General features: G+C 64.4%; 20 protein-coding genes. 16 read left to right on the plus strand and 4 right to left on the minus strand.

Annotation, left to right across the window (positions count from 1 at the left end; all coding sequences use genetic code 11):
• The first annotated feature begins 356 nt into the window (after positions 1 to 356).
• The 5 genes from fdnG (at position 357) to KHO53_RS00340 (ending at position 6,216) form a co-directional block, all read left to right on the plus strand.
• Positions 357 to 3,407, plus strand: coding sequence for a formate dehydrogenase-N subunit alpha (fdnG, locus tag KHO53_RS00320; protein ID WP_213569800.1), 3,051 nt, complete (start codon positions 357 to 359; stop codon positions 3,405 to 3,407).
• A 17-nt stretch (positions 3,408 to 3,424) separates the two neighbouring features.
• Positions 3,425 to 4,315, plus strand: coding sequence for a formate dehydrogenase subunit beta (fdxH, locus tag KHO53_RS00325; protein ID WP_269467564.1), 891 nt, complete (start codon positions 3,425 to 3,427; stop codon positions 4,313 to 4,315).
• Positions 4,312 to 4,959, plus strand: a complete 648-nt coding sequence (locus KHO53_RS00330; RefSeq protein ID WP_010222356.1) for a formate dehydrogenase subunit gamma — start codon at positions 4,312 to 4,314, stop codon at positions 4,957 to 4,959. The genes fdxH and KHO53_RS00330 overlap by 4 nt, the downstream gene beginning before the upstream one ends.
• Positions 4,956 to 5,867 carry a formate dehydrogenase accessory protein FdhE gene (gene fdhE, locus KHO53_RS00335; protein WP_213569801.1) on the plus strand — a complete coding sequence of 304 codons (912 nt, stop codon included), beginning with the start codon at positions 4,956 to 4,958 and terminating at the stop codon, positions 5,865 to 5,867. Before KHO53_RS00330 ends, fdhE begins: the two co-directional genes overlap by 4 nt.
• Before the next feature lie 121 nt (positions 5,868 to 5,988).
• Positions 5,989 to 6,216, plus strand: coding sequence for a hypothetical protein (locus tag KHO53_RS00340; RefSeq protein WP_010222358.1), 228 nt, complete (start codon positions 5,989 to 5,991; stop codon positions 6,214 to 6,216).
• Here the strand turns inward: KHO53_RS00340 and KHO53_RS00345 are convergent, their stop codons facing one another.
• On the minus strand, positions 6,217 to 6,867 hold the full coding sequence (locus tag KHO53_RS00345; protein ID WP_010222359.1) for an RES family NAD+ phosphorylase: 651 nt from the start codon (positions 6,865 to 6,867) through the stop codon (positions 6,217 to 6,219). It lies immediately after the preceding gene.
• Positions 6,860 to 7,528 carry a hypothetical protein gene (locus KHO53_RS00350; RefSeq protein WP_010222360.1) on the minus strand — a complete coding sequence of 223 codons (669 nt, stop codon included), beginning with the start codon at positions 7,526 to 7,528 and terminating at the stop codon, positions 6,860 to 6,862. The genes KHO53_RS00345 and KHO53_RS00350 overlap by 8 nt, the downstream gene beginning before the upstream one ends.
• A 180-nt stretch (positions 7,529 to 7,708) precedes the next feature.
• On the opposite strand from KHO53_RS00350, the gene KHO53_RS00355 reads away from it, so the two are divergent.
• From KHO53_RS00355 to KHO53_RS00370, 4 genes are all read left to right on the plus strand, one after another.
• A complete protein-coding gene (locus KHO53_RS00355) occupies positions 7,709 to 8,323 on the plus strand; it encodes a LysE family translocator (RefSeq protein WP_036996220.1) in 615 nt (204 codons plus the stop codon).
• A 12-nt stretch (positions 8,324 to 8,335) separates the two neighbouring features.
• Entirely contained in the window at positions 8,336 to 9,859 is a 1,524-nt protein-coding gene (locus tag KHO53_RS00360; RefSeq protein WP_213569802.1) for an FAD-dependent oxidoreductase, read from the plus strand.
• A 76-nt stretch (positions 9,860 to 9,935) separates the two neighbouring features.
• The gene (locus KHO53_RS00365; RefSeq protein ID WP_010222363.1) at positions 9,936 to 10,196 is read left to right on the plus strand and encodes a YceK/YidQ family lipoprotein; all 261 of its coding nucleotides are present in this window, start codon (positions 9,936 to 9,938) and stop codon (positions 10,194 to 10,196) included.
• Position 10,197: 1 nt separating this feature from the next.
• Positions 10,198 to 10,533 carry a hypothetical protein gene (locus KHO53_RS00370; protein ID WP_010222364.1) on the plus strand — a complete coding sequence of 112 codons (336 nt, stop codon included), beginning with the start codon at positions 10,198 to 10,200 and terminating at the stop codon, positions 10,531 to 10,533.
• Between the two features lie 94 nt (positions 10,534 to 10,627).
• Here the strand turns inward: KHO53_RS00370 and KHO53_RS00375 are convergent, their stop codons facing one another.
• Positions 10,628 to 11,809: a sugar transporter gene (locus KHO53_RS00375; RefSeq protein WP_100782446.1), complete on the minus strand. Its 1,182-nt coding sequence runs from the start codon at positions 11,807 to 11,809 to the stop codon at positions 10,628 to 10,630.
• A gap of 223 nt (positions 11,810 to 12,032) precedes the next feature.
• Here KHO53_RS00375 and ybiA point away from each other — a divergent pair, with 223 nt between their 5' ends.
• The 7 genes from ybiA to KHO53_RS00410 all read left to right on the plus strand — a co-directional run bounded on the left by ybiA (position 12,033) and on the right by KHO53_RS00410 (position 17,648).
• On the plus strand, positions 12,033 to 12,608 hold the full coding sequence (ybiA, locus tag KHO53_RS00380; protein WP_100782445.1) for a riboflavin biosynthesis intermediates N-glycosidase: 576 nt from the start codon (positions 12,033 to 12,035) through the stop codon (positions 12,606 to 12,608).
• 62 nt (positions 12,609 to 12,670) lie between these two features.
• A complete protein-coding gene (locus KHO53_RS00385; protein WP_010222367.1) occupies positions 12,671 to 12,895 on the plus strand; it encodes a hypothetical protein in 225 nt (74 codons plus the stop codon).
• Between the two features lie 125 nt (positions 12,896 to 13,020).
• Positions 13,021 to 14,520 (plus strand): glycolate oxidase subunit GlcD, encoded by a 1,500-nt coding sequence (glcD, locus tag KHO53_RS00390; RefSeq protein ID WP_213569803.1) that lies wholly within the window; start codon positions 13,021 to 13,023, stop codon positions 14,518 to 14,520.
• Positions 14,520 to 15,575: a glycolate oxidase subunit GlcE gene (gene glcE, locus KHO53_RS00395; protein WP_213569804.1), complete on the plus strand. Its 1,056-nt coding sequence runs from the start codon at positions 14,520 to 14,522 to the stop codon at positions 15,573 to 15,575. Before glcD ends, glcE begins: the two co-directional genes overlap by 1 nt.
• A 3-nt stretch (positions 15,576 to 15,578) precedes the next feature.
• Positions 15,579 to 16,814, plus strand: a complete 1,236-nt coding sequence (gene glcF / locus KHO53_RS00400) for a glycolate oxidase subunit GlcF (protein ID WP_213569805.1) — start codon at positions 15,579 to 15,581, stop codon at positions 16,812 to 16,814.
• Positions 16,815 to 16,855: 41 nt separating this feature from the next.
• Positions 16,856 to 17,119, plus strand: a complete 264-nt coding sequence (locus KHO53_RS00405; protein ID WP_036996232.1) for a PepSY domain-containing protein — start codon at positions 16,856 to 16,858, stop codon at positions 17,117 to 17,119.
• Position 17,120: 1 nt separating this feature from the next.
• Positions 17,121 to 17,648 (plus strand): cytochrome b/b6 domain-containing protein, encoded by a 528-nt coding sequence (locus KHO53_RS00410; protein ID WP_100782441.1) that lies wholly within the window; start codon positions 17,121 to 17,123, stop codon positions 17,646 to 17,648.
• Between the two features lie 43 nt (positions 17,649 to 17,691).
• Here the strand turns inward: KHO53_RS00410 and KHO53_RS00415 are convergent, their stop codons facing one another.
• Entirely contained in the window at positions 17,692 to 19,806 is a 2,115-nt protein-coding gene (locus KHO53_RS00415; RefSeq protein ID WP_213569806.1) for a TonB-dependent receptor, read from the minus strand.
• Between the last annotated feature and the right edge of the window lie 141 nt (positions 19,807 to 19,947).

The raw sequence follows: 19,947 nt of genomic DNA on the forward strand, positions 1-19,947 counted from the left end.
TTGCAGTGACCGTGCCAACCGGTAAAACCCTTGTAATCCCTGCGCTTGAGCGGCTCCTGCGGTTTAAACAATTGTTCGAATTTCGGGTATCTGTGCAACTGCTGTTGCCTGGCGAACAGTTGATCATGCTCCAAGCCTTGATAGATCCCGTCGATAGACCTATCAACAAGGTCGATTAGTCCCACATTCCGTACGGGAATACACTAGCGCGCATACGTCCGCTCAAAACCCTGCAACAGACAGGGACTTGCGACACACCGTGCTTTTTACCCCAGCCAACCGCGCTTGCGACGCCTTGTTGCCGGGCATGCCTATGCCCGCAGCTTTGTGCAGCCGATAAGAATGAGGAGATACCCATGGGACTTGGCAGACGACAGTTTTTCAAGCTCTGTACCGCCGGCGTCGCCACCGCCACCTGTGCGAGCCTGGGCTTTGCCCCGGGCGTGGCCCAGGCGACCCAGTCGCGCCAGTACAAGCTGCTGCGCGCCAAGGAAACCCGCAACAACTGCACCTATTGCTCGGTCGGTTGCGGGATTCTCATGTACAGCCTTGGCGACGGTGCCAAGAACGCCAAGGCGCGCATCTTCCATATCGAAGGCGACCCTGATCATCCGGTCAGCCGTGGCTCGCTGTGCCCCAAGGGCGCCGGCCTGGTCGACTACGTGCACAGCGAACAGCGCCTGCTCTACCCCGAATACCGCGCGCCGGGCTCGGACAAATGGCAGCGCATCAGCTGGGATCACGCCATCGAGCGCATCGCCCGGCTGATGAAGGACGACCGCGACGCCAACTTCATCGAGAAGAACGCCAAGGGCACCACGGTCAACCGCTGGCTCAGCACCGGCATGCTCTGCTCGTCGGCGGCCAGCAGCGAAACCGGCTCGCTGGACCAGCGCTTCACCCGCGCCCTGGGCATCCTCGGCACCGACAGCCAGGCCCGGGTCTGCCACGCGCCGACCGTTTCGGCCCTGGCGCCGACCTTTGGCCGTGGCGCCATGACCAACAACTGGGTCGACATCAAGAACGCCAACGTCGTGCTGATCATGGGCGGCAACCCGGCCGAGGCGCACCCGGTGGGCTTCAAGTGGGTGATCGAGGCGAAGATCCGCAACGGCGCCAAGGTCATCGTCGTCGACCCGCGCTTCAACCGCAGCGCCGCGGTGGCCGACATCTACTCGCCGATCCGCGCAGGCTCCGACGTGACCTTCCTGATGGGCGTGGTCAACTACCTGATCAGCCACGACAAGATCCAGCACGAGTACGTGCGCCACTACACCAACGCCAGCCTGATCGTGCGCGCGGACTACCACTTCGACGACGGCCTGTTCAGTGGCTATGACACGAAAAAACGCAGCTACGACCGCAGTTCCTGGACCTACGAGCTCGACGAAAAAGGCTACGCCAAGCGCGACCTGACCCTGCAGCACCCACGCTGCGTGTGGAACCTGCTCAAGGCCCACGTCAGCCGCTACACCCCGGAGATGGTCACCAACGTCTGCGGTACGCCCAAGGACGACTTCCTCAATATCTGCGCGATCCTTGGCGAAACCTCTGCCCCGGACAAGACCGCGACCTTCCTCTACGCCCTGGGCTGGACCCACCACACCAACGGCGCGCAGATGATCCGTGGCTCGGGCATGATCCAGCTGCTGCTGGGCAACATCGGCATGGCCGGTGGCGGGGTCAACGCCCTGCGCGGCCACTCCAACATCCAGGGCTACACCGACCTGGGCCTGCTGTCGCTGCGCCTGCCCGGCTACATGAACCTGCCGTCCGACGAGCAGACTACGCTTGCCACCTACCTCAAGCAGACGACGCCGACAGCGCTGCTGGAGGACCAGGTCAACTACTACAAACACACGCCGAAATTCTTCATCAGCCTGATGAAAAGCCTCTGGGGCGACAAGGCCACCAAGGACAACGACTGGGGCTACGACTGGCTGCCCAAGTGGGACGACAGCTACGACGTGCTCAACTTCAGCAACCGCATGTACGAGGGCAAGGTCAACGGCTACATCGCCCAGGGCTTCAACCCGGTGGCGGCGTTCCCCGACAAGAACAAGGCCCAGGCGGCGCTGGCCAAGCTCAAGTTCCTGGTGATCATCGACCCGCTGGCCACCGAGACCTCGAGCTTCTGGCAGAACCACGGCGAGCAGCATGACGTCGATAGCGCCGCGATCCAGACCGAAGTGTTCCGCTTGCCCTCCTCGTGCTTCGCCGAGGAAGACGGCTCGATCGTCAACTCCGGACGCTGGCTGCAATGGCACTGGGCGGGCGCTGCGCCACCCGGGGAGGCCTGGCACGACGGCAAGATCCTCGGCCACCTGTTCCTGAAGATCCGCGAGCTGTACGAAAAGGAAGGCGGCGCCAACCCGGCACCGATCCTCAACATGGCCTGGGACTACGCCGACCCGCTGGACCCCAAGCCCGAAGAAGTGGCCAAGGAATCCAACGGCCGCGCCCTCGCCGATCTGCACGACGAGCAAGGCAACCTGATCCTGCGCAAGGGCCAGTTGCTCAGCGACTTCTCGCAACTGCGCGACGACGGCAGCACCCAGTGCTTCAACTGGATCTTCGCCGGCTCCTGGACCGAACAAGGCAACCAGATGGCCCGTCGCGACAACGCCGACAGCGGCCTGGGTTGCACCCCGGGCTGGGCCTGGGCCTGGCCGCAGAACCGGCGCATTCTTTACAACCGCGCCTCGGCCGACCCGCAGGGCAAGCCGTGGGACCCGAAACGCAAGCTGATCGGCTGGGACGGCGTGCGCTGGAGCGGTGTCGACGTGCCCGACTTTGCCGTCACCGCCGCCCCTGGGGGCAAGGTCAACCCGTTCATCATGCTGCCTGAAGGCCTGGGCCGGCTGTTCTCAGTCGGCGCCATGAACGACGGGCCGTTCCCCGAGCACTACGAACCGACCGAAAGCCCGCTGGCGAGCAACCCGCTGCACCCGAACGTGACCTACAGCCCGACCGCGCGGCTGTATGAAAGCGATCGCCAGCGCATGGGCAAGCGCGAAGAGTTTCCCTACGTGGCGACCACCTACTCGATCACCGAGTTGTTCCGCCACTGGACCAAGCACGCGCGGCTGAACGCCATCGTCCAGCCCGAGCAGTTCATCGAGATCGGCGAGAAGCTGGCCGCCGACAAAGGCATCGTCCAGGGTGACCTGGTCAAGGTCAGCACCAAGCGTGGCTACATCAAGGCCAAGGCCGTGGTGACCAAGCGCATCCGCCGCCTGGCGGTCGACGGCCAGGATGTCGACACCATCGGCATCCCCTGCCACTGGGGTTACGAGGGCAGCACGCGCAAGGGCTTTCTGGCCAACACCCTGACCCCGGGCATCGGCGAGTCGAACACCCATACGCCGGAGTACAAGGCGTTTCTCGTGAACATTGAAAAGGTCTGAGGGCGAATACCATGTCCATGCAATCCCAAGACATCGTCCGCCGCTCGGCCACCAATGTGCTGACCCCGGCGCCGCACACCCGCGATCACCAGGCCGAAGTGGCCAAGCTGATCGACGTGAGCATCTGCATCGGCTGCAAGGCTTGCCAAGTGGCGTGCAACGAATGGAACGACCTGCGTGATGAGGTCGGCCACAACGTTGGCGTATACGACAACCCGGCCGACCTGTCCGCCGAAACCTGGACGCTGATGCGCTTCGATGAAGTCGAAGACGAAAGCGGCAAGCTCGAGTGGCTGATCCGCAAGGACGGCTGCATGCACTGCGCCGACCCCGGCTGCCTGAAAGCCTGCCCGCAACCGGGGGCGATCATCCAGTACGCCAACGGCATCGTGGATTTCCAGTCCGAGCACTGCATCGGCTGCGGCTACTGCATCGCCGGCTGCCCGTTCGATGTGCCGCGCATCAGCCAGAAAGACAACAAGGCCTACAAGTGCACGCTGTGTGTCGACCGCGTCTCGGTCGGCCAGGAGCCTGCCTGCGTCAAGACCTGCCCGACCGGCGCGATCAACTTCGGCAGCAAACAGGACATGCTGCACCAGGCCAGCGAGCGGGTCACCGAGCTGCAGGGCCGCGGCTTTGCCGGTGCCGGCATCTATGACCCGCAGGGCGTCGGCGGCACCCACGTGGTGTACGTGCTGCAGCATGCCGACAAACCGCAGCTGTACCACAAGCTGCCCACCGACCCGCGCATCAGCAATGCCATCCAGGGCTGGAAAGGCTGGATGAAACCGGTGGCCGCGGCGGCGTTCTTCGCCACCCTGGCCGGCACCCTGTTCCACTACATCGGCGTCGGCCCCAATGAAGTCGACGAACAGGACCAGAAGATCGAAGAGGATACCCACGCATGAACAAGGACAAACTGATCCTGCGCACGCGCTTCATCGAGCGTGCCAGCCACTGGTTCATGGTGATCTGCTTCTTCGCCGTGGCGCTGTCGGGGCTGTCGTGGTTCTTCCCGTCACTCAACGGCCTCAATGCGGTATTCGGCACCCCGCAGCTGGCGCGCATCCTTCACCCGTTTTTCGGCGTGCTGGTGTTCTTGCTGCTGATGTTCCTGTTCGTGCGCTTCGTGCGCTACAACCTGCCGGAGCGCGAAGACCTGCAGTGGTTCAAGAACCTCAAGCAGGTACTGGCCGGCAAGCATGAGCCGGTGCTGAACATCGGCAAGTACAACGCCGGGCAGAAGATCCTGTTCTGGGGAATCATGGGCCTGATCAGCCTGTTGCTGCTCAGCGGCGTGGTGATCTGGCGGCCGTACTTCGCCCCGCTGTTCAGCATCCCGACCATCCGCATCGGCCTGCTGGTGCATGCGCTGGCCGGCATCAGCCTGATTCTGCTGATCATCGGTCACGCTTATCTTGCATTCTGGGTCAAGGGCTCGATCCGTGGCATGGTCACCGGCTACGTCAGCCGCAGCTGGGCCAAGACCCACCATGACCGCTGGTACCGTCAACTGAGCGGCAAGCAGAGCAAGGCCGGGAGCGAGAAATGAACAGCATCCAGATGACCCCGGTGCAGACGCCCAGCGGTGGCGTCAACGAGATCGTCGCGGTGCTGCTGCCGTCGCTCAAGGACCGCTACCGCCAACGCGCGGTGCGCCTGCGGCAGTTGGCCGACGGCCATGCCATGGGCGATTACCTGGGCTTTTGTGCCGGCATCGCCGAGGCTCAGCAACAGCTGCTTGAAACGCTGCCGTTGCCTGAAGCGCTGGCATCCGGGCTGGCTGCACGCCTGGCCAACGGCCGGGCGCCGCTGGCGAGCCGCGAGTACCCACGCGACGCTTACTGGCAGCAGTTGCTCAGTGCTTTGATCGATGCGCTCTACAGCGATGCCAACCCGACGGTTCGCGGTACCCTGGAGCTCTTGCGCGGCTACTCGGCAGCGCAACTGGAAGACCTCGCCAGCGCCTTGCTCGCCGGTGACTACGACCAGGTCGACAGCGGCCAGGCGCTGTTCCTCTGGAGCGCACTGTCGTTGTACTTCACCCAGCTGGCCAACGCCCTGCCGGCCTCGGCCAAGTCCTCCCTGGGCGAGCAGCGCCAGCATTGCCCGGTATGCGCCAGCGCGCCGGTGGCCAGCGTGATCATGACTGGCGCCCAGGCCGGGCTGCGTTACCTGCATTGCAGCCTGTGCGAAAGCCGCTGGCACATGGTTCGGGTAAAATGCAGCAACTGCGAAGCCACCGGCGCCCTGGACTATTGGTCGCTGGAACGGCAGGATGCGCCGATCAAGGCCGAGAGCTGCAACGACTGTCACAGCTACCTGAAAGTGTTGTACCCGGAAAAGGACCGCGACCAGGAAGTGCTGGCCGATGACCTGGCCTCCCTGGCGCTGGACGCCGAAGTGGAGCGTGAGGGGTATGGGCGCAGTGGTGTCAGCCCGTTCTTGTTTCCCGGCTGACAGCATCGCTGGCAAGCCAGCTCCCACAGAGTGCATACACCGGCCCCTGTGGGAGCTGGCTTGCCAGCGATGGGCTGCACAGCAGCCCTCTCACAAGCACGACCCCACCAAGAGACTCCCCATGGGCATCAAGAAATCCTCCGCCGAACTCAAGCGCGACCTTAAAACCGTCGCCAGCAACCTGGAACGCACCGCCGGTGAAATCAGCAAACTGGCCGAGCGCATCGACGGCGTTGACGTAGTTGCCGTGCTGCACCTGATGAACCGCCTGTACAAAGACTCCGACAAGCTCAAGGCCTACGCCGACGAGATCAAGGGCGGACGCATCGTGCGCGGCAAAGCCGAGTAATCAACCCATGCGCCCGGCGACCAGCAGCACACCGATCTGCTCGGCCAGGTGCAACAGCTCGGCGTAAGCCCCGCTGTCCTGCAGCACGCTGCGCGATTGGCCCTGGGGCTTGAGCATTTTGCCCGCCAGCCGATCGCCAAACAGCATCATCGCCCGCGCACTGTCATCCTGCCGTGAGGTCCAGCACAGGCCCTGCACCTCAGGGCTCTGCCGGTGAATCGCCTCGGCCCACAAGCGGGTCTGCGGGTACTGGTCCTTCTCGGTATCGATCAACTGGTTGCGCGGCACCCCGAGCTTGCGCAGGGCCTTGCTGCCCAGGTCCACCAGCAGCAGGTCCTGCGCGCTGCGCAGCACCGAATGCAGCTGCCCCTGCAACTTGCCCTTGTCAAAGGTCTTGAGCCCGGCGGCAAAGGGCACGTCGTGGAACACCGTTTCCATTGCCGCACAGTCGAAGCTGGTGCCACCGTACAAGGTCGGGATCGGCTGGCCACGGGCGTCCCGGATCGGGCTGAAACGGGCATTGCCCTTGAGCCCGGGGTTGAACTGGCCGGGGCCGTAACTCTCCAGGTGCAGCCGATGGATCGGCGTACCCTGGGCCCAGGTCAGGGTCGACAGTTGCAATACACCGGCAGGTGCCGGTGTATCACCCATGGGCGACGCCCTGCAGCTCGTCGTCGGCGGCGGCCAGCACCTGCTCCGGGGCACGGCTGATGACATCGAGCGGGCGCTTGCCACCGAGAAAGCTGTTGGCCGACATGAACCAATACGCCAGGCCCCAGCTGTCCTTGGCCTGGGCAAAACGTGCAAGCACCGGGGCCATGGCCTTGAGCGGCCGGTAAGCGGCGTCCAGGCCATAGGCCGGGAAATAATCCACGCCATGGTGGCGCAGGGCGAAGATCGCCCCTTCGCGCTTCCACTTGTTCGGCTGGGCGCTGGGGTTGCTCAGGCTGAAGCCGGCCAGCCCGGCGATCTGCGCGGCGGTCAGCCAATCGCCGCTCTCCAGCACTGCGGTGCGCGCCTGGGCCAGCATCGCCGCCTCTTTGAGCGCATTGGGCGTTGGCGGCGCCTTGGGTACCAGGGCTTCGACGATGGATTCGAGGGTGTGCTGCTGTTGCCGGCCCATCAGGCTTTTGACCAATTCGGCAACGCTGGCGAAGGTGGCGGCAATGGCATCGGCCTCCCCCGGGCTGGCATCGGCCAGGGCCACGGCCACCACCTGCTCGGCTTGCTGGTGGCTCAGGCGCTTGCGCAGGGCTTTGGGGGACCCGGCCAGGGCGCTAACCGCCGGACGCTGATCCGTAGCACGGCTCATGGAACCTCCTGATGATGAGATCGAATACCTTTAATCAAGGATAATCCAGATAACCCAGGTTCACCAGCCAGGCGCCGACGACCGGCGAGCAAATCCTGCCAGCGGCTTTACACTTGAACTAAGCAGTGGACGCCTGTAAACAGGTCTTCAACCAACCCTGACAAGATGGAGCCTGTCGCAATGCCGAGCCTGGATTTTCTCATTACTTCATTGATCGTCGTGCTGATTCCCGGCAGCGGCGTGATCCTGACCCTCTCCACCGCCCTGGTGGCCGGCAAGCGCGCCAGCCTCTATACAGCGCTGGGCTGCACGGCGGGGATTATCCCGCACCTGCTGGCCTCGATCCTTGGCCTGTCGGCCATCCTGCACACCAGCGCCCTGGCCTTCCAGGGCCTGAAGTTCGCGGGTGTCGCCTACCTGTTGTACCTGGCCTACGCCACCTGGCGCGACCGCTCGGCCTTTGCAGTCGACCGTAACACCGCAGTCGGCAGCGCTGGCAGCCTGATCCTGCGGGCCTGCCTGTTGAACATCCTCAACCCGAAACTGACGATTTTCTTCCTCGCCTTCCTGCCACAGTTCATCCGTGCCGAGGGGGGCTCGGTGACCGGGCAGATGCTCAGCCTGAGCGCGGTGTTCATGCTCATGACCTTCGTGGTGTTTGTGTTGTACGGTCTGCTGGCCAACCTGTTTCGCCGCGCGGTGATTGAATCGCCGCGGGTGCAGAACTGGCTGCGCCGCAGTTTTGCTGCCTCTTTTGCCGGCCTGGGCCTGAACCTGGCGTTCACTCAGCGCTGAGGAGCGCCTGCGATGAACCGCTGTGACGTACTGATTATCGGCGCCGGCCCCACCGGGTTGGTGCTGGCGCTGTGGCTGAGCAAGCTGGGCATCAAGGTACGGATCATCGACAAGACCGCCGCCCCCGGCACCACCTCCCGGGCCTTGGCGGTACAGGCCCGGACCCTGGAGCTGTATCGCCAGCTGGACCTGACCGAGGCGATCATCGAGCAGGGTCACCAGGTGCCGGCGGCCAACCTGTGGGTCAAGGGCGAAGCCGCCGCACGCTTGCCGTTCAGTGCCATTGGCGCCGACCTTACGCCCTACCCGTTCCTGCACATCTACCCGCAGGACCAGCATGAACGGCTGCTGATCGAACGCTTGCAGCGCTTTGCGGTGGAAGTCGAACGGCAAACCGAACTGCTCGGTTTCAGCCAGGACAGCGACGGCGTCACTGCCCGGCTACGCAATGCCGAGGGTGAGGAGCACGTTTGCCACGCCGACTACCTGGCCGGTTGCGACGGTGCCCGCTCGACGGTGCGCAAGGTGCTGGGCATCGGCTTTCCCGGCGGCACCTACCAGCAAGTATTTTATGTTGCCGATGTCGACGGCGCGGGGCCGGCCTTCAATGGCGAGCTGCATGTGGACCTGGACGAGGCAGATTTTCTCGCCGTGTTCCCACTGGCTGGCAATGGCCGCGCGCGGTTGATCGGCACGGTGCGCGACGAGCGCGCCGAACACCCACGGGACCTGCGCTTCGAAGACGTCAGCAAGCGGGCCATGGAGCACCTGAAGGTCGAGATTCATCAGGTCAACTGGTTCTCCACCTACCGCGTGCACCACCGGGTGGCCGAGCAGTTTGGCCGCGAGCGCGCCTTCCTGCTCGGTGACGCGGCCCACGTGCACAGCCCGGCCGGTGGCCAGGGCATGAACACCGGTATCGGCGATGCCATCAACCTGGCCTGGAAGCTGGCAGCCGTGTTGCAAGGCACCGCCAACGACGCCCTGCTCGGCACCTATGAAATCGAGCGCAGCGCCTTCGCCCGGCGGCTGGTGTCGACCACCGACCAGGTGTTCAACTTCATCACCGCCGACGGCCGCCTGGCCGCCCTGCTGCGTACGCGCCTGGCGCCGTTGCTGCTGCCGCGGGTAGCGGCGTTCAAGGCGGCGCGGGCATTTTTGTTCCGTACGGTGTCGCAGATCACCCTGAACTATCGCGACATGCCCTTGAGCGTCGGCAGCGCCGGTCAGGTGCATGGCGGCGAACGCATGCCCTGGGTCAGCGACGGCAGGCACGACAACTTTGCCGGGCTGGCGCGGATGTGCTGGCAGGTACAGGTGTATGGCGCCGCCAACGGCAGCCTGGTGGCCTGGTGCAGCGAGCGCGGCATGCCGCTGGAGGTGTTCGAGTGGCGCGAGGCTCATGAAGCGGCCGGGTTGCAGCAAGAAGGCGTGTACCTGATACGCCCGGACAGCTATGTGGCACTGGCCCAGGTCGGTGCCGGGCCAGAGGTGCTGGAAGATTACTTCGCCGCGCGCGGGTTGCGCGGATACTAGTGGTGATGTGCGAGAATGCGCGCTTGTCTCGCGTCTCTACCTGCTAAGGAATGGCACCATTAGAATCTTCACGTTTTTGCTCCTGGCCTCGACCCTGACCCTGGCCAGTTGCGGCACCTTTCTCGCCCGTGGCATCAGTGGCTACAACAACCACGATTACTACAAAGGCACCCAGACCAACGTCGAGCTACTGACCTCGCACAATCAGACCGGCTACGACGCCTACGCCACTGTGCTCTGCTGGGTAACCGTCGTCTGCCCGGTGGTTGCCATTGTCACCTTGCCGGTGGACATGGCGGTCGACACCGTCCTGCTGCCCCATGATGCGATGAACTGACATGCCGCAACTCGACTACCGCCACGTGGCGTTTCTGAACATCTACATCAATGATCTCAGCATCTATATCGGCGCGCCCCTGATGGCGCTGACGGTGTTCGACTGGATGCCGAAGAGCATTACCGCGACCTGCATTCTGGTGATTCTCGGCCTGTGCTTGCTGAGCTTCCCGCTGGCGATGCTGGTGCGCTGCCCGCTGTGCAACGCGGCGATGCTGCACCTGTACAAGGACGAGGCCGGGACCGCGCTGTCACGCCGGGTCGGCTTTAGCGAAGTGCACAAGCTGAAGAAGGTGCGTTGCCTGAAGTGCGATGGGCTGCTGAAGATTCGCGATTGAGGGAAACCATTTGGCGACCGCTGCGCGCTCGATCGCTGGCAAGCCAGCTCCCACAGGTTTCGCGCAGTCCGTGTGGGAGCTAGCAGCCCCCTCGTCACGCCACCTCAGCCCGGGCAAAACGGTAAGTCGTCACCACGCACAACAGCAACCCTGCCAGGGCCAGCGCGCCCCCGACAAAACCGATGTTGCCCAGGCCCATGTGCACGCTGACCAGGCTGCCGATCAAGGCCCCGGCGCCAATGCCGATGTTGTAGATGCCGGAGAACATGGCCATGGCCACGTCGGTGGCGTCCGAGGCCAGGCTCAGCACCCTGGACTGCAACGCCAGGCTGAAGCACATGATCGCAACACCCCAGAACACGCTCAAGGTGCCCAGCAGGCTGAAATCGCCAGACAACGGCAACAACAGCAGCAGACAGGTCGCCAGCATGGCGATCGCACCGAGCAGAAAGCCCTGCGGGAAGCGCTCGCTGTAGTGGCTGAACAGCACCGACCCAAACACCCCGGCGCCGCCGAACAGCAACAGCAGCACGGTGGTCAGCTCTGCGCCGATCTGCGCCACATTCAACGCGAACGGCTCGATGTAGCTGTAAGCGGTGAACTGCGCGGCAATCACCAGCGCCACCAGCACATACACGGTGACCAGCGCCGGGCGCTTGAACAGCACCGGCACGCTGCGCAGCGAGCCGGAGTTCTGGCTGGGCAGCAACGGCAAGGATTTGACCAGGCACAGCAAGGTCGCCAGCGCCACCCCGGCAATCGCCAGGAAGGTGGTGCGCCAGCCCAGCGCCTCGCCGACCACCCGCCCCAGTGGAATCCCCATGACCATCGCCAGGGTGGTGCCAGTGGCCAGCAAGCCCAGGGCCTTGGCCTGTTGCCCCGGCGGCGCCACGCGCACTGCCAGCGAAGCGGTAATGGCCCAGAACACCGCATGGGCCAGGGCGATGCCGATACGGCTGACCAGCAGCATGGCAAAGCTCTGCGCCACCCCCGAGAGCAAGTGGCTGAGGATGAACAGGGCAAAGACGATGATCAGCAACGTGCGCCGCTCGATGTTGCGCGTCAGCAGCATCATTGGCAGCGAGGCCAGGGCCACCACCCAGGCGTAGATGGTCAGCATCAGCCCGACCTGGGCGGTGGACATCTCGAAGCTGCGGCCGATGTCGCTGAGCAGCGCCACCGGGACGAATTCGGTGGTGTTGAAAATGAAGGCCGCCAGGGCCAGGGCGATGACACTCAGCCAACTGCCGGTTCGCGCATCCACGGATGTATTCATGAGTAAAGCCTTGCTCCGAGTCGTTTGCGGTTGCCGGGGACGAAAACGCGCCCAGCGCCAGACACTCATGCCGGTCGGGCCTGAGTGAAGCGTGTGCGCTGAGGAAAGGTTTATAAGTATGCGGGGTATCGCTTGCTGGCAAGGATAGTACGTCAGCACCGAGGCTGTCACAACCGCGCAGGCCTGGAGTACCATGGCCCGATTCGTTCATGGAAGACTCCGTATGACTTCAACGCCCGCCGCGCTGGCCAACATCCTCGACAACGCCAGCCTGATCGCCGCTATCGACCAGGGGCTTGCGCCGCAGTACCTGTACTTCTGGGGCCACCGGCAAAAAGTCGAGGGCAAGCCGGACAAAAGCTGCTTCAGCCAGTGGTTCGAGGCCGGGTTCAAGGAACAGCACCTGCACTACCCCAGCGCCGAGCACTACATGATGGCCGGCAAGGCGCGGCTGTTCGACGACCAGGCCACCCTGGAGAAAATCCTCGCCGCGCGCACGCCCGCTGAGGCCAAGAAGCTCGGCCGTGAAGTTGCCGGGTACGACGAGGCAGCCTGGGTTGCCGAGCGTTCGGCGATCGTCGAGCAGGCCAACCTGCTCAAGTTCGAACAGCACCCGGGGCTGCGCACGTTTCTGCTGTCCACCGACGGCCAGGTGCTGGTCGAGGCAAGCCCCGTGGACCGCATCTGGGGCATCGGCCTGGACGCCAAGGCGCCGCAAGCGCCTGACCCACGCCAGTGGCAAGGCCTGAACCTGCTCGGCTATGCGTTGATGCGCGTGCGCGAGCGCCTGGCCGGCTGAGGTCCCAGCGCAGGATTTTTCTGCGCTGCTACACTTTATTCGCGCAGATGGAGGATTCCCTCATGTCCGATAAAGAGATCACCACCGCCCTTAACCTGATCAACCAGCGCCAGGCCCGGCTCGCTTCGGCGTGCAAGGAGATTGCCGACTGGATCGACCGCCAGGGTGATGTGCCTGTGGCCGGCAAGATCCGCGACACCCTCAAGGCCGTCGAAGCCGACGATCAGCTGGTCAGAAAAACCCTCACCTCGCTGAGCGTTGAACGCCCACTGCCCCGTTTCCGCTAGCCCGCAGAGGCTAGTGGCGGGCAGCAGGCGCGTCATCCTTTCAAGACCCAGGGTCGCCGGTGCCCGGCGCGGCTCCTATCTTTGATTTCCCGCAGGTTCGGGCAGATACCGGTGATTAGCCGTCAATGAATATCCTTTACGACGAACGCGTCGATGGCGCCCTGCCCGCAGTCGACAAACCGGCGCTGCTGCAGGCCTTGCAGGCACAACTGCCCGACCTCGATATCCTCCACGCCGAGGAAGACCTCAAGCCCTACGAATGCGATGGCCTCTCGGCCTACCGCTGCACGCCGATGCTGGTGGTATTGCCGCATACCCTCGCGCAGGTCCAGGGCGTCCTCAAACTGTGTTTCGAGCGCAAGGTGCCGGTGGTCGCGCGCGGTGCCGGCACCGGCCTGTCGGGCGGTGCCTTGCCGCTGGCAAAAGGCGTGCTGCTGGTGATGGCGCGCTTCAACAAGATCCTCGCCATCGACCCGGCCGCCCGTACCGCGCGGGTGCAGCCCGGGGTGCGCAACCTGGCGATTTCCCAGGCCGCCGCGCCCTTTGGCCTGTACTACGCGCCCGACCCGTCGTCACAGATCGCCTGCTCGATCGGCGGCAACGTCGCCGAGAATGCCGGTGGCGTGCATTGCCTGAAGTACGGCCTGACCGTGCACAACCTGCTCAAGGTCGAGATCCTCACCGTCGAAGGCGAATGCCTGACCCTCGGCGCCGACAGCCTCGACGCCCCCGGGTTTGACCTGCTGGCGCTGTTCACCGGCTCCGAAGGCATGCTCGGGATCATCACCGAAGTGACGGTCAAGCTGCTGCCCAAGCCGCAGGTGGCCAAGGTGCTGCTGGCGGCCTTCGACTCGGTGGCCAAGGCCGGCCGTGCGGTCGGCGACATCATCGCCGCCGGGATCATTCCCGCAGGCCTGGAGATGATGGACAATCTGGCCATCCGCGCCGCCGAAGACTTCATTCACGCCGGCTACCCGGTGGCGGCCGAAGCGATTTTGCTGTGCGAACTCGATGGCGTCGAAGCCGATGTGCACGACGACTGCGACCGCGTGCGTACCCTGCTGGAGCAGGCCGGCGCCACCGAGGTGCGCCAGGCCCGTGACGAAGTGGAGCGGGTGAAATTCTGGGCCGGGCGCAAGAATGCCTTCCCGGCGGTGGGGCGGATTTCGGCCGATTACTACTGCATGGACGGCACCATCCCGCGCCGCGAGCTGCCCCATGTACTGCAGTGCATCGCTGCGCTTGCGCACAAGTACGACCTGCGGGTGGCCAACGTCTTTCATGCCGGCGACGGCAACATGCACCCACTGATCCTGTTCGACGCCAACCAGCCGGGCGAGCTGGAGCGGGCCGAAGCCTTTGGCGGGGAAATCCTCGAACTGTGCGTGAGCGTCGGCGGCAGCATCACCGGCGAACATGGCGTGGGCCGCGAGAAGATCAACCAGATGTGCGCGCAGTTCAGCAGCGACGAGCTGACCCTGTTCCATGCGGTCAAGGCGGCCTTCGACCCCCATGGCCTGCTCAACCCCGGCAAGAACATCCCCACCCTGCACCGCTGCGCCGAGTTCGGCGCTCTGCACGTGCACGCCGGCCAGTTGCCCTTCCCCGACCTGGAGCGGTTCTGATGCCGGCCCACAACAACGATGCCAGCCAGGCACTGCTGGAGCAGGTCAACCAGGCCCGCGCCGCAGGCACGCCGTTGCAGATCCGTGGCGGCGCCAGCAAGGCCTTTCTCGGCCGCCCGGTTGCAGGCGTTACGCTCGATACCCGCGACCACCGCGGCATCGTCAACTACGACCCGACCGAGCTGGTGATCACCGCCCGCGCCGGTACGCCCCTGGGTGAGCTGTCGGCGGCGCTGGAAGCCGCCGGGCAGATGCTGGCATGCGAGCCGCCGCACAGCGCCGACGGTGCCACCCTCGGCGGCATGGTCGCCGCCGGGTTGTCCGGGCCACGCCGGCCGTGGGCGGGCTCGGTGCGCGATTATGTGCTCGGTACCCGGGTGATCAGCGGCCTGGGCGTGCACCTGCGCTTTGGCGGCGAGGTGATGAAGAACGTCGCCGGTTACGACCTGTCGCGCTTGATGGCCGGCAGTTTCGGCTGCCTGGGGCTGATCACCGAAGTGTCGCTGAAAGTGCTGCCCAAACCGCGCTGCGAAGCGCACATCGCCCTGCACCTCGACCCGCAACAGGCCCTGCTGAAACTGGCGCAGTGGGGCCAGCAACCGATCCCGATCAGCGCCGCCTGCCATGACGGCACGGTGTTGCGCCTGCGCCTCGAGGGTGGCGAAGGCTCGGTCAAGGCCGCCCGCGAGCGGCTTGGCGGCGAGCACTTCCAGGCCAGCTGGTGGCAGGACCTGAACAACCGCCGCCTGGCTTTTTTCGCCGACCCGCGCCCGCTGTGGCGCCTGTCCTTGCCCAACAACAGCGCGGCGCTGGAACTGCCCGGCGAGCAACTGCTGGACTGGGCCGGTGCCCAGCGCTGGCTGAAATCCCCGGCGCCAGCCGAGACCATTCGCAGCGCCGCCAGCCGCCTGGGTGGCCATGCCACCTGCTACAGCGCCAGCGACAGCCCGTTCCAGCCGCTGCCCGGCGCCTTGCTGCGCTACCACCAGCAACTCAAACAGCGCCTCGACCCGCAAGGGATCTTCAACCCCGGGCGGATGTACGCACAGGTCTGAACCATGCAAACCACTTTGAGCGATGCCGCCAAACGCCTGGCCCGCGCCGAAGAAGCCGAGAGCATCCTGCGCACCTGCGTGCACTGCGGCTTCTGCAATGCCACCTGCCCGACCTATCAATTGCTGGGCGACGAGCTCGATGGCCCGCGCGGGCGGATCTACCTGATCAAGCAGGTGCTGGAAGGCCACCCCGCCAGCGCCAAGACCCAACTGCACCTGGACCGTTGCCTGTCGTGCCGCAACTGCGAAACCACCTGCCCGTCCGGGGTCGATTACCACAACCTGCTGGATATCGGCCGCGCCGTGGTCGATCAGGCCGTGCCTCGCCCGCCCCTGCAACGCGCCTTGCGCCGCGGCCTGCGCAGCCTGGCCAGCCACCCGCAGGCCTTCAAGCGCCTGGTGCAACTGGGGCGCAGCATCGACAGCCTGCTGCCGGCGCCGCTCAAGGCCAAGCTGCCGCGCTCGGTGCCCCCCGCGCAACCCCGTCCACAGCCCCGCCATGCCCGGCGCGTACTGCTGCTCGAAGGCTGCGTGCAGCCGAGCCTGTCGCCCAACACCAACGCCGCCACCGCACGGGTGCTCGATCGCCTGGGCATCAGCGTCACCCCGGCGCCGCTAGCCGGCTGCTGCGGTGCTGTCGACTATCACCTGGATGCACAAGCCAGCGGCCTTGCGCGCGCCCGCCGCAACATCGATGCCTGGTGGCCGGCGATCGAGGCCGGTGCCGAAGCCATCGTGCAGACGGCCAGCGGCTGCGGGGCCTTCGTCAAGGAGTACGCCACGCTGTTGCAGGGCGATGCGCAGTACGCCGGCAAAGCTCGGCGGGTCAGCGAACTGGCCAGGGACCTGGTCGAGGTCATCGGCGCCGAACCCCTGGAGCCGTTGGCCTGCCACAGCAGCCTGGTGCTGGCGGTGCACTGCCCGTGCACCTTGCAGCATGCGCAGAAGCTTGGCGGCAGCGTCGAGGCCCTGCTCTCGCGCCTGGGCTTTACCCTCAGCAACGTACCCGACGGCCACCTGTGCTGCGGCTCGGCCGGCACCTATTCGCTGACCCAGCCGGCGTTGGCCAGGCAACTGCGCGACAACAGGCTCGATGCCCTGGAAAGCGGCCAGCCGGACCTGATCGTCACCGCCAATATCGGCTGCCAGACCCACCTCGACGGCGCCGGACGCACGCCGGTGCGGCACTGGATCGAGCTGCTGGACGAGGCGCTAGCGAAGTCGCCAACCCTGACATAAGCTCAATCGGGCAGCCCCTTTCGACAACCCGAGGACTCGTCATGCGTCAGCTTCTACTGGTCTCATTGCTCGTCGTAAGCCCCGCCGTTCTGGCCAAGACCGAATGCAGCACCGCCGACAAGGTGCAATGGCAGGACCAGAACAACTTCCAGGAAGAACTGAAAAAACAGGGCTATGAGATCAAGAAATTCAAGGTCACCGACGGCAACTGCTACGAGATCTATGGCAAGAACAAAGAAGGCAAGAAGGTCGAGATCTACTTCGATCCGGTGACCGGCAAAAAAGTGAAAGAAGAGATCGACTGAGGTGAGCGGCGATAACCTGCGCCTTTGGGACCCGGTGGTGCGCGTGTGCCACTGGTCGTTGGTGCTGGTGTTTATCGGCGGTTATTTTTTCACCGAAGAAGGCGATGGCTGGCACCGCTGGCTGGGCTATTACGGCCTGGCGATCGTGCTGCTACGTAGCGTATGGGGCTTTATCGGCAGCCCGGCAGCGCGCTGGGCGGACTTCTGGCCGACGCCAACGCGATTGAAGTGGCATCTGCAGGCGTTGTACCGCGGCGCAAACTACCACCGCCTCGGGCATTCGCCGTTGGGCGCCCTGGTGATGGTACTGATGTTGCTGCTGATGGCCGGCCTTGGAGTCAGCGGCTTCATGATGGAAGAGATCTATTACTTCTGGGGTGAAGACGGCCTGCGGGATATCCATGAGTTGATGGCCGACACCCTGCTGGCGCTGGTGTGCCTGCACATTGCCGCGGCGCTGTTCGAGAGCTGGCGGCTGAAGGAAAACCTGCCGCTGTCGATGCTCACCGGCCGGCGGCGCCAGCGTTGAAACGGGGCAACGCAGCCGCTGCTGCGTTGCCCCGGCACGGGTATCAGAAGCGGTAGTTGGTGCTCAGTTCCAGGGTCCGAGGCGCCCCGGGGGTGATCAGGTCCACTGAGCCGTGGGCCGAGGAGTAGTAGTCGCGGTCAAAGACGTTACGCAGGCGCAGGGCCATGTCCCACTTCGGCTGGTTGTACAGCAGTGCAGCGTCCACGGTGGTGTAGGACGGCATCACCACGACGTTGTCCAGCGCGGTGTAACGCTCATCCACATAGTTGGCGCCCATGCCCACACGCCAGTGCTCGGTCAACGAGCGTACCAGCCACAGGTTGGCGCTGGTGCGCGGGGTCAGGGTCGGGGTCTGGCCTTCGTTGGCCACACCATTGGTGCGGTTGGTGGACTTGATGATTTCGGCATCGAGGAAGGCAAAGCCGCCATAGACTTGCCACTTGTCCGTCAGTTGCCCGCTCACGGTCGCTTCGAAACCGTCGGTACGCTGCTCACCGGCCAGCACCAACTGCGCCGGGTTGGCCGGGTTGGTGGTTTTCATGTTGGTACGTTCCAGGCGGAACAAGGCCGCGGTCACCGCCAGGCGGCTGTCGAGCAAGTCCCACTTGGCGCCGATTTCGTAGTTGGTGGTCTCTTCCGGTTCCAGGCCCTGGTTGCCGGCACTGAGGGCGAAGACCTCCGACGACGGCTGGTAGGAGCGGCTGACCGACACGTAGTAGGACTGGATCGCGTCCGGCTGGTAGACCAGGCCGATGCGCGGGCTCCAGGTGGTGTCGGTGCGCGACAGCTCGGTGCCGCTCAGGTCGTCGGCGTACTCCTGGTCAAACACGTCGTAACGCACCCCGAGCAGGGCCTTCCACTGCGGCGCCAGCTCAATCAGGTCCTGTACGTAGAAACCTGCGATGTCCTGGGTGGTGGTGCCCTTGGCGGTCTGGCGGTTGGCCTGGAACGGCACATCGACCAGGCCGTCACGGAACACCGGGACCTGGGCCACGTTGTTCTGGCTGAACACGCTCTGGTCCTTGACCTGCCGGCCGAGCTCCACACCGTACAACAGGTTGTGGTTCATGCCGGCCAGCAGCGCCTGCTGCTTGAGCTCGGTCTGGTTGAACCAGCCGTCTTCACTGCGTTGCACGTTGCCGCGGTTGAGTTTGACCAGCAGTTCACCATTGGCGGCGGTGACGAAGCGGGTCGGACTGGAGTCCGCCAAGGTGTTGTTGCGGTCCAGGTCGTAGTGGTAGTAACGGCTGGTATTGCTCAAGGTGAAGTTGTCATTGATCCGGTAGTCGACACCGGCGCTGAAGGAAAACACCTCGCTGCGGGCGTAATCGTCATCCGGGTCGGCGGCGCCGAAGCGCTTGTCGCGGTCGACATCGACCGGGCGGTTGCCCAAGGCCGGAATGCCGAAGTCGATCAGGCGCTTGTCGTACAGGTAGGTCGCGCCCAGGTTCAGTTCCAGGTCATCGGACAGCTTGAAATAGGCCGAGGGTGCCAGGGCCTTGCGGTCGATGTAGCCATCGTCACGGAAGGTGTCGCTGTCTTCCAGGGCGCCGGTCAGACGAAAGGCCTTATCACCCTGCTGCTGGTCGGCCCAGCCGGTATCGAACTGGGTACGGCGCTTGCCCTCGCTGTCGAAGCTGACGCCCACTTCCTGCACCGGGCTGAAGGTGGGTTTCTTGCTCACGCTGTTGATCAGGCCGCCAGAGGAGCCGCGGCCATAGAGCACGGCCGCCGGGCCCTTGACCACCTCGACCCGCTCGACATTGGACAGATCGCGGTAATACAGGGCGTCGTCACGCATGCCATCGACATACATGTCGCCAATGGCACTGAAACCGCGAATCGTCACCTGGTCGCGCTGGCCGTCGCCGTTGGACAAGCCAATTCCCGGCACGTTCTTGAGCACGTCCTCCATCGACTGCGCGCCCTGATCCTTGATCACGCTCGCTGGCACGACGTTGACGGTTTGCGGGATGTCACGCAGCGGCGCGTCGATTTTCAGAGCACTCCGGCTTTCGCTGGCCTTGTAGCTCTGTTCTTCATAGTTGCTGTTGACCGAGGTTGCCGGAATAGCCAGGGGTTCGGCGTGCAGCGCTGGAGCGACCAGCACGCTGAGCACGGAGAGAGAGGCCGGGTGAATGCGCGAAAGAGCCACCATGCGTTCCTTTTTTTGTAAGGATTGTAAAGAAGCGCAAATGGTAACGATTTGTAATTGAGAACTAAATACTATTACGTTTTAAATATTTTGACGCCACGCACAAAAAAGCCAGGCTGCCGTCCTTGACTGCAGCCTGGCTTG

Origin of the sequence: Pseudomonas sp. RC2C2 (assembly GCF_018390435.1) — a bacterium.
In the GTDB taxonomy this organism is placed as follows: domain Bacteria; phylum Pseudomonadota; class Gammaproteobacteria; order Pseudomonadales; family Pseudomonadaceae; genus Aquipseudomonas; species Aquipseudomonas donghuensis.

Bases quoted from the DNA above. Each gene is read 5' to 3' on its own strand.
- fdnG (WP_213569800.1), top strand. From the start codon at position 357: ATGGGACTTGGCAGACGACAGTTTTTCAAGCTCTGTACCGCCGGCGTC.
- KHO53_RS00385 (WP_010222367.1), top strand. From the start codon at position 12,671: ATGTCCGATAAAGAGATCACCACCGCCCTTAACCTGATCAACCAGCGC.
- KHO53_RS00345 (WP_010222359.1), bottom strand. From the start codon at position 6,867: ATGGGTGATACACCGGCACCTGCCGGTGTATTGCAACTGTCGACCCTG.
- ybiA (WP_100782445.1), top strand. From the start codon at position 12,033: ATGACTTCAACGCCCGCCGCGCTGGCCAACATCCTCGACAACGCCAGC.
- glcF (WP_213569805.1), top strand. From the start codon at position 15,579: ATGCAAACCACTTTGAGCGATGCCGCCAAACGCCTGGCCCGCGCCGAA.
- KHO53_RS00340 (WP_010222358.1), top strand. From the start codon at position 5,989: ATGGGCATCAAGAAATCCTCCGCCGAACTCAAGCGCGACCTTAAAACC.
- KHO53_RS00350 (WP_010222360.1), bottom strand. From the start codon at position 7,528: ATGAGCCGTGCTACGGATCAGCGTCCGGCGGTTAGCGCCCTGGCCGGG.
- KHO53_RS00415 (WP_213569806.1), bottom strand. From the start codon at position 19,806: ATGGTGGCTCTTTCGCGCATTCACCCGGCCTCTCTCTCCGTGCTCAGC.
- KHO53_RS00405 (WP_036996232.1), top strand. From the start codon at position 16,856: ATGCGTCAGCTTCTACTGGTCTCATTGCTCGTCGTAAGCCCCGCCGTT.
- KHO53_RS00330 (WP_010222356.1), top strand. From the start codon at position 4,312: ATGAACAAGGACAAACTGATCCTGCGCACGCGCTTCATCGAGCGTGCC.
- KHO53_RS00370 (WP_010222364.1), top strand. From the start codon at position 10,198: ATGCCGCAACTCGACTACCGCCACGTGGCGTTTCTGAACATCTACATC.
- glcE (WP_213569804.1), top strand. From the start codon at position 14,520: ATGCCGGCCCACAACAACGATGCCAGCCAGGCACTGCTGGAGCAGGTC.
- glcD (WP_213569803.1), top strand. From the start codon at position 13,021: ATGAATATCCTTTACGACGAACGCGTCGATGGCGCCCTGCCCGCAGTC.
- KHO53_RS00375 (WP_100782446.1), bottom strand. From the start codon at position 11,809: ATGAATACATCCGTGGATGCGCGAACCGGCAGTTGGCTGAGTGTCATC.
- KHO53_RS00355 (WP_036996220.1), top strand. From the start codon at position 7,709: ATGCCGAGCCTGGATTTTCTCATTACTTCATTGATCGTCGTGCTGATT.
- KHO53_RS00360 (WP_213569802.1), top strand. From the start codon at position 8,336: ATGAACCGCTGTGACGTACTGATTATCGGCGCCGGCCCCACCGGGTTG.
- fdhE (WP_213569801.1), top strand. From the start codon at position 4,956: ATGAACAGCATCCAGATGACCCCGGTGCAGACGCCCAGCGGTGGCGTC.
- fdxH (WP_269467564.1), top strand. From the start codon at position 3,425: ATGCAATCCCAAGACATCGTCCGCCGCTCGGCCACCAATGTGCTGACC.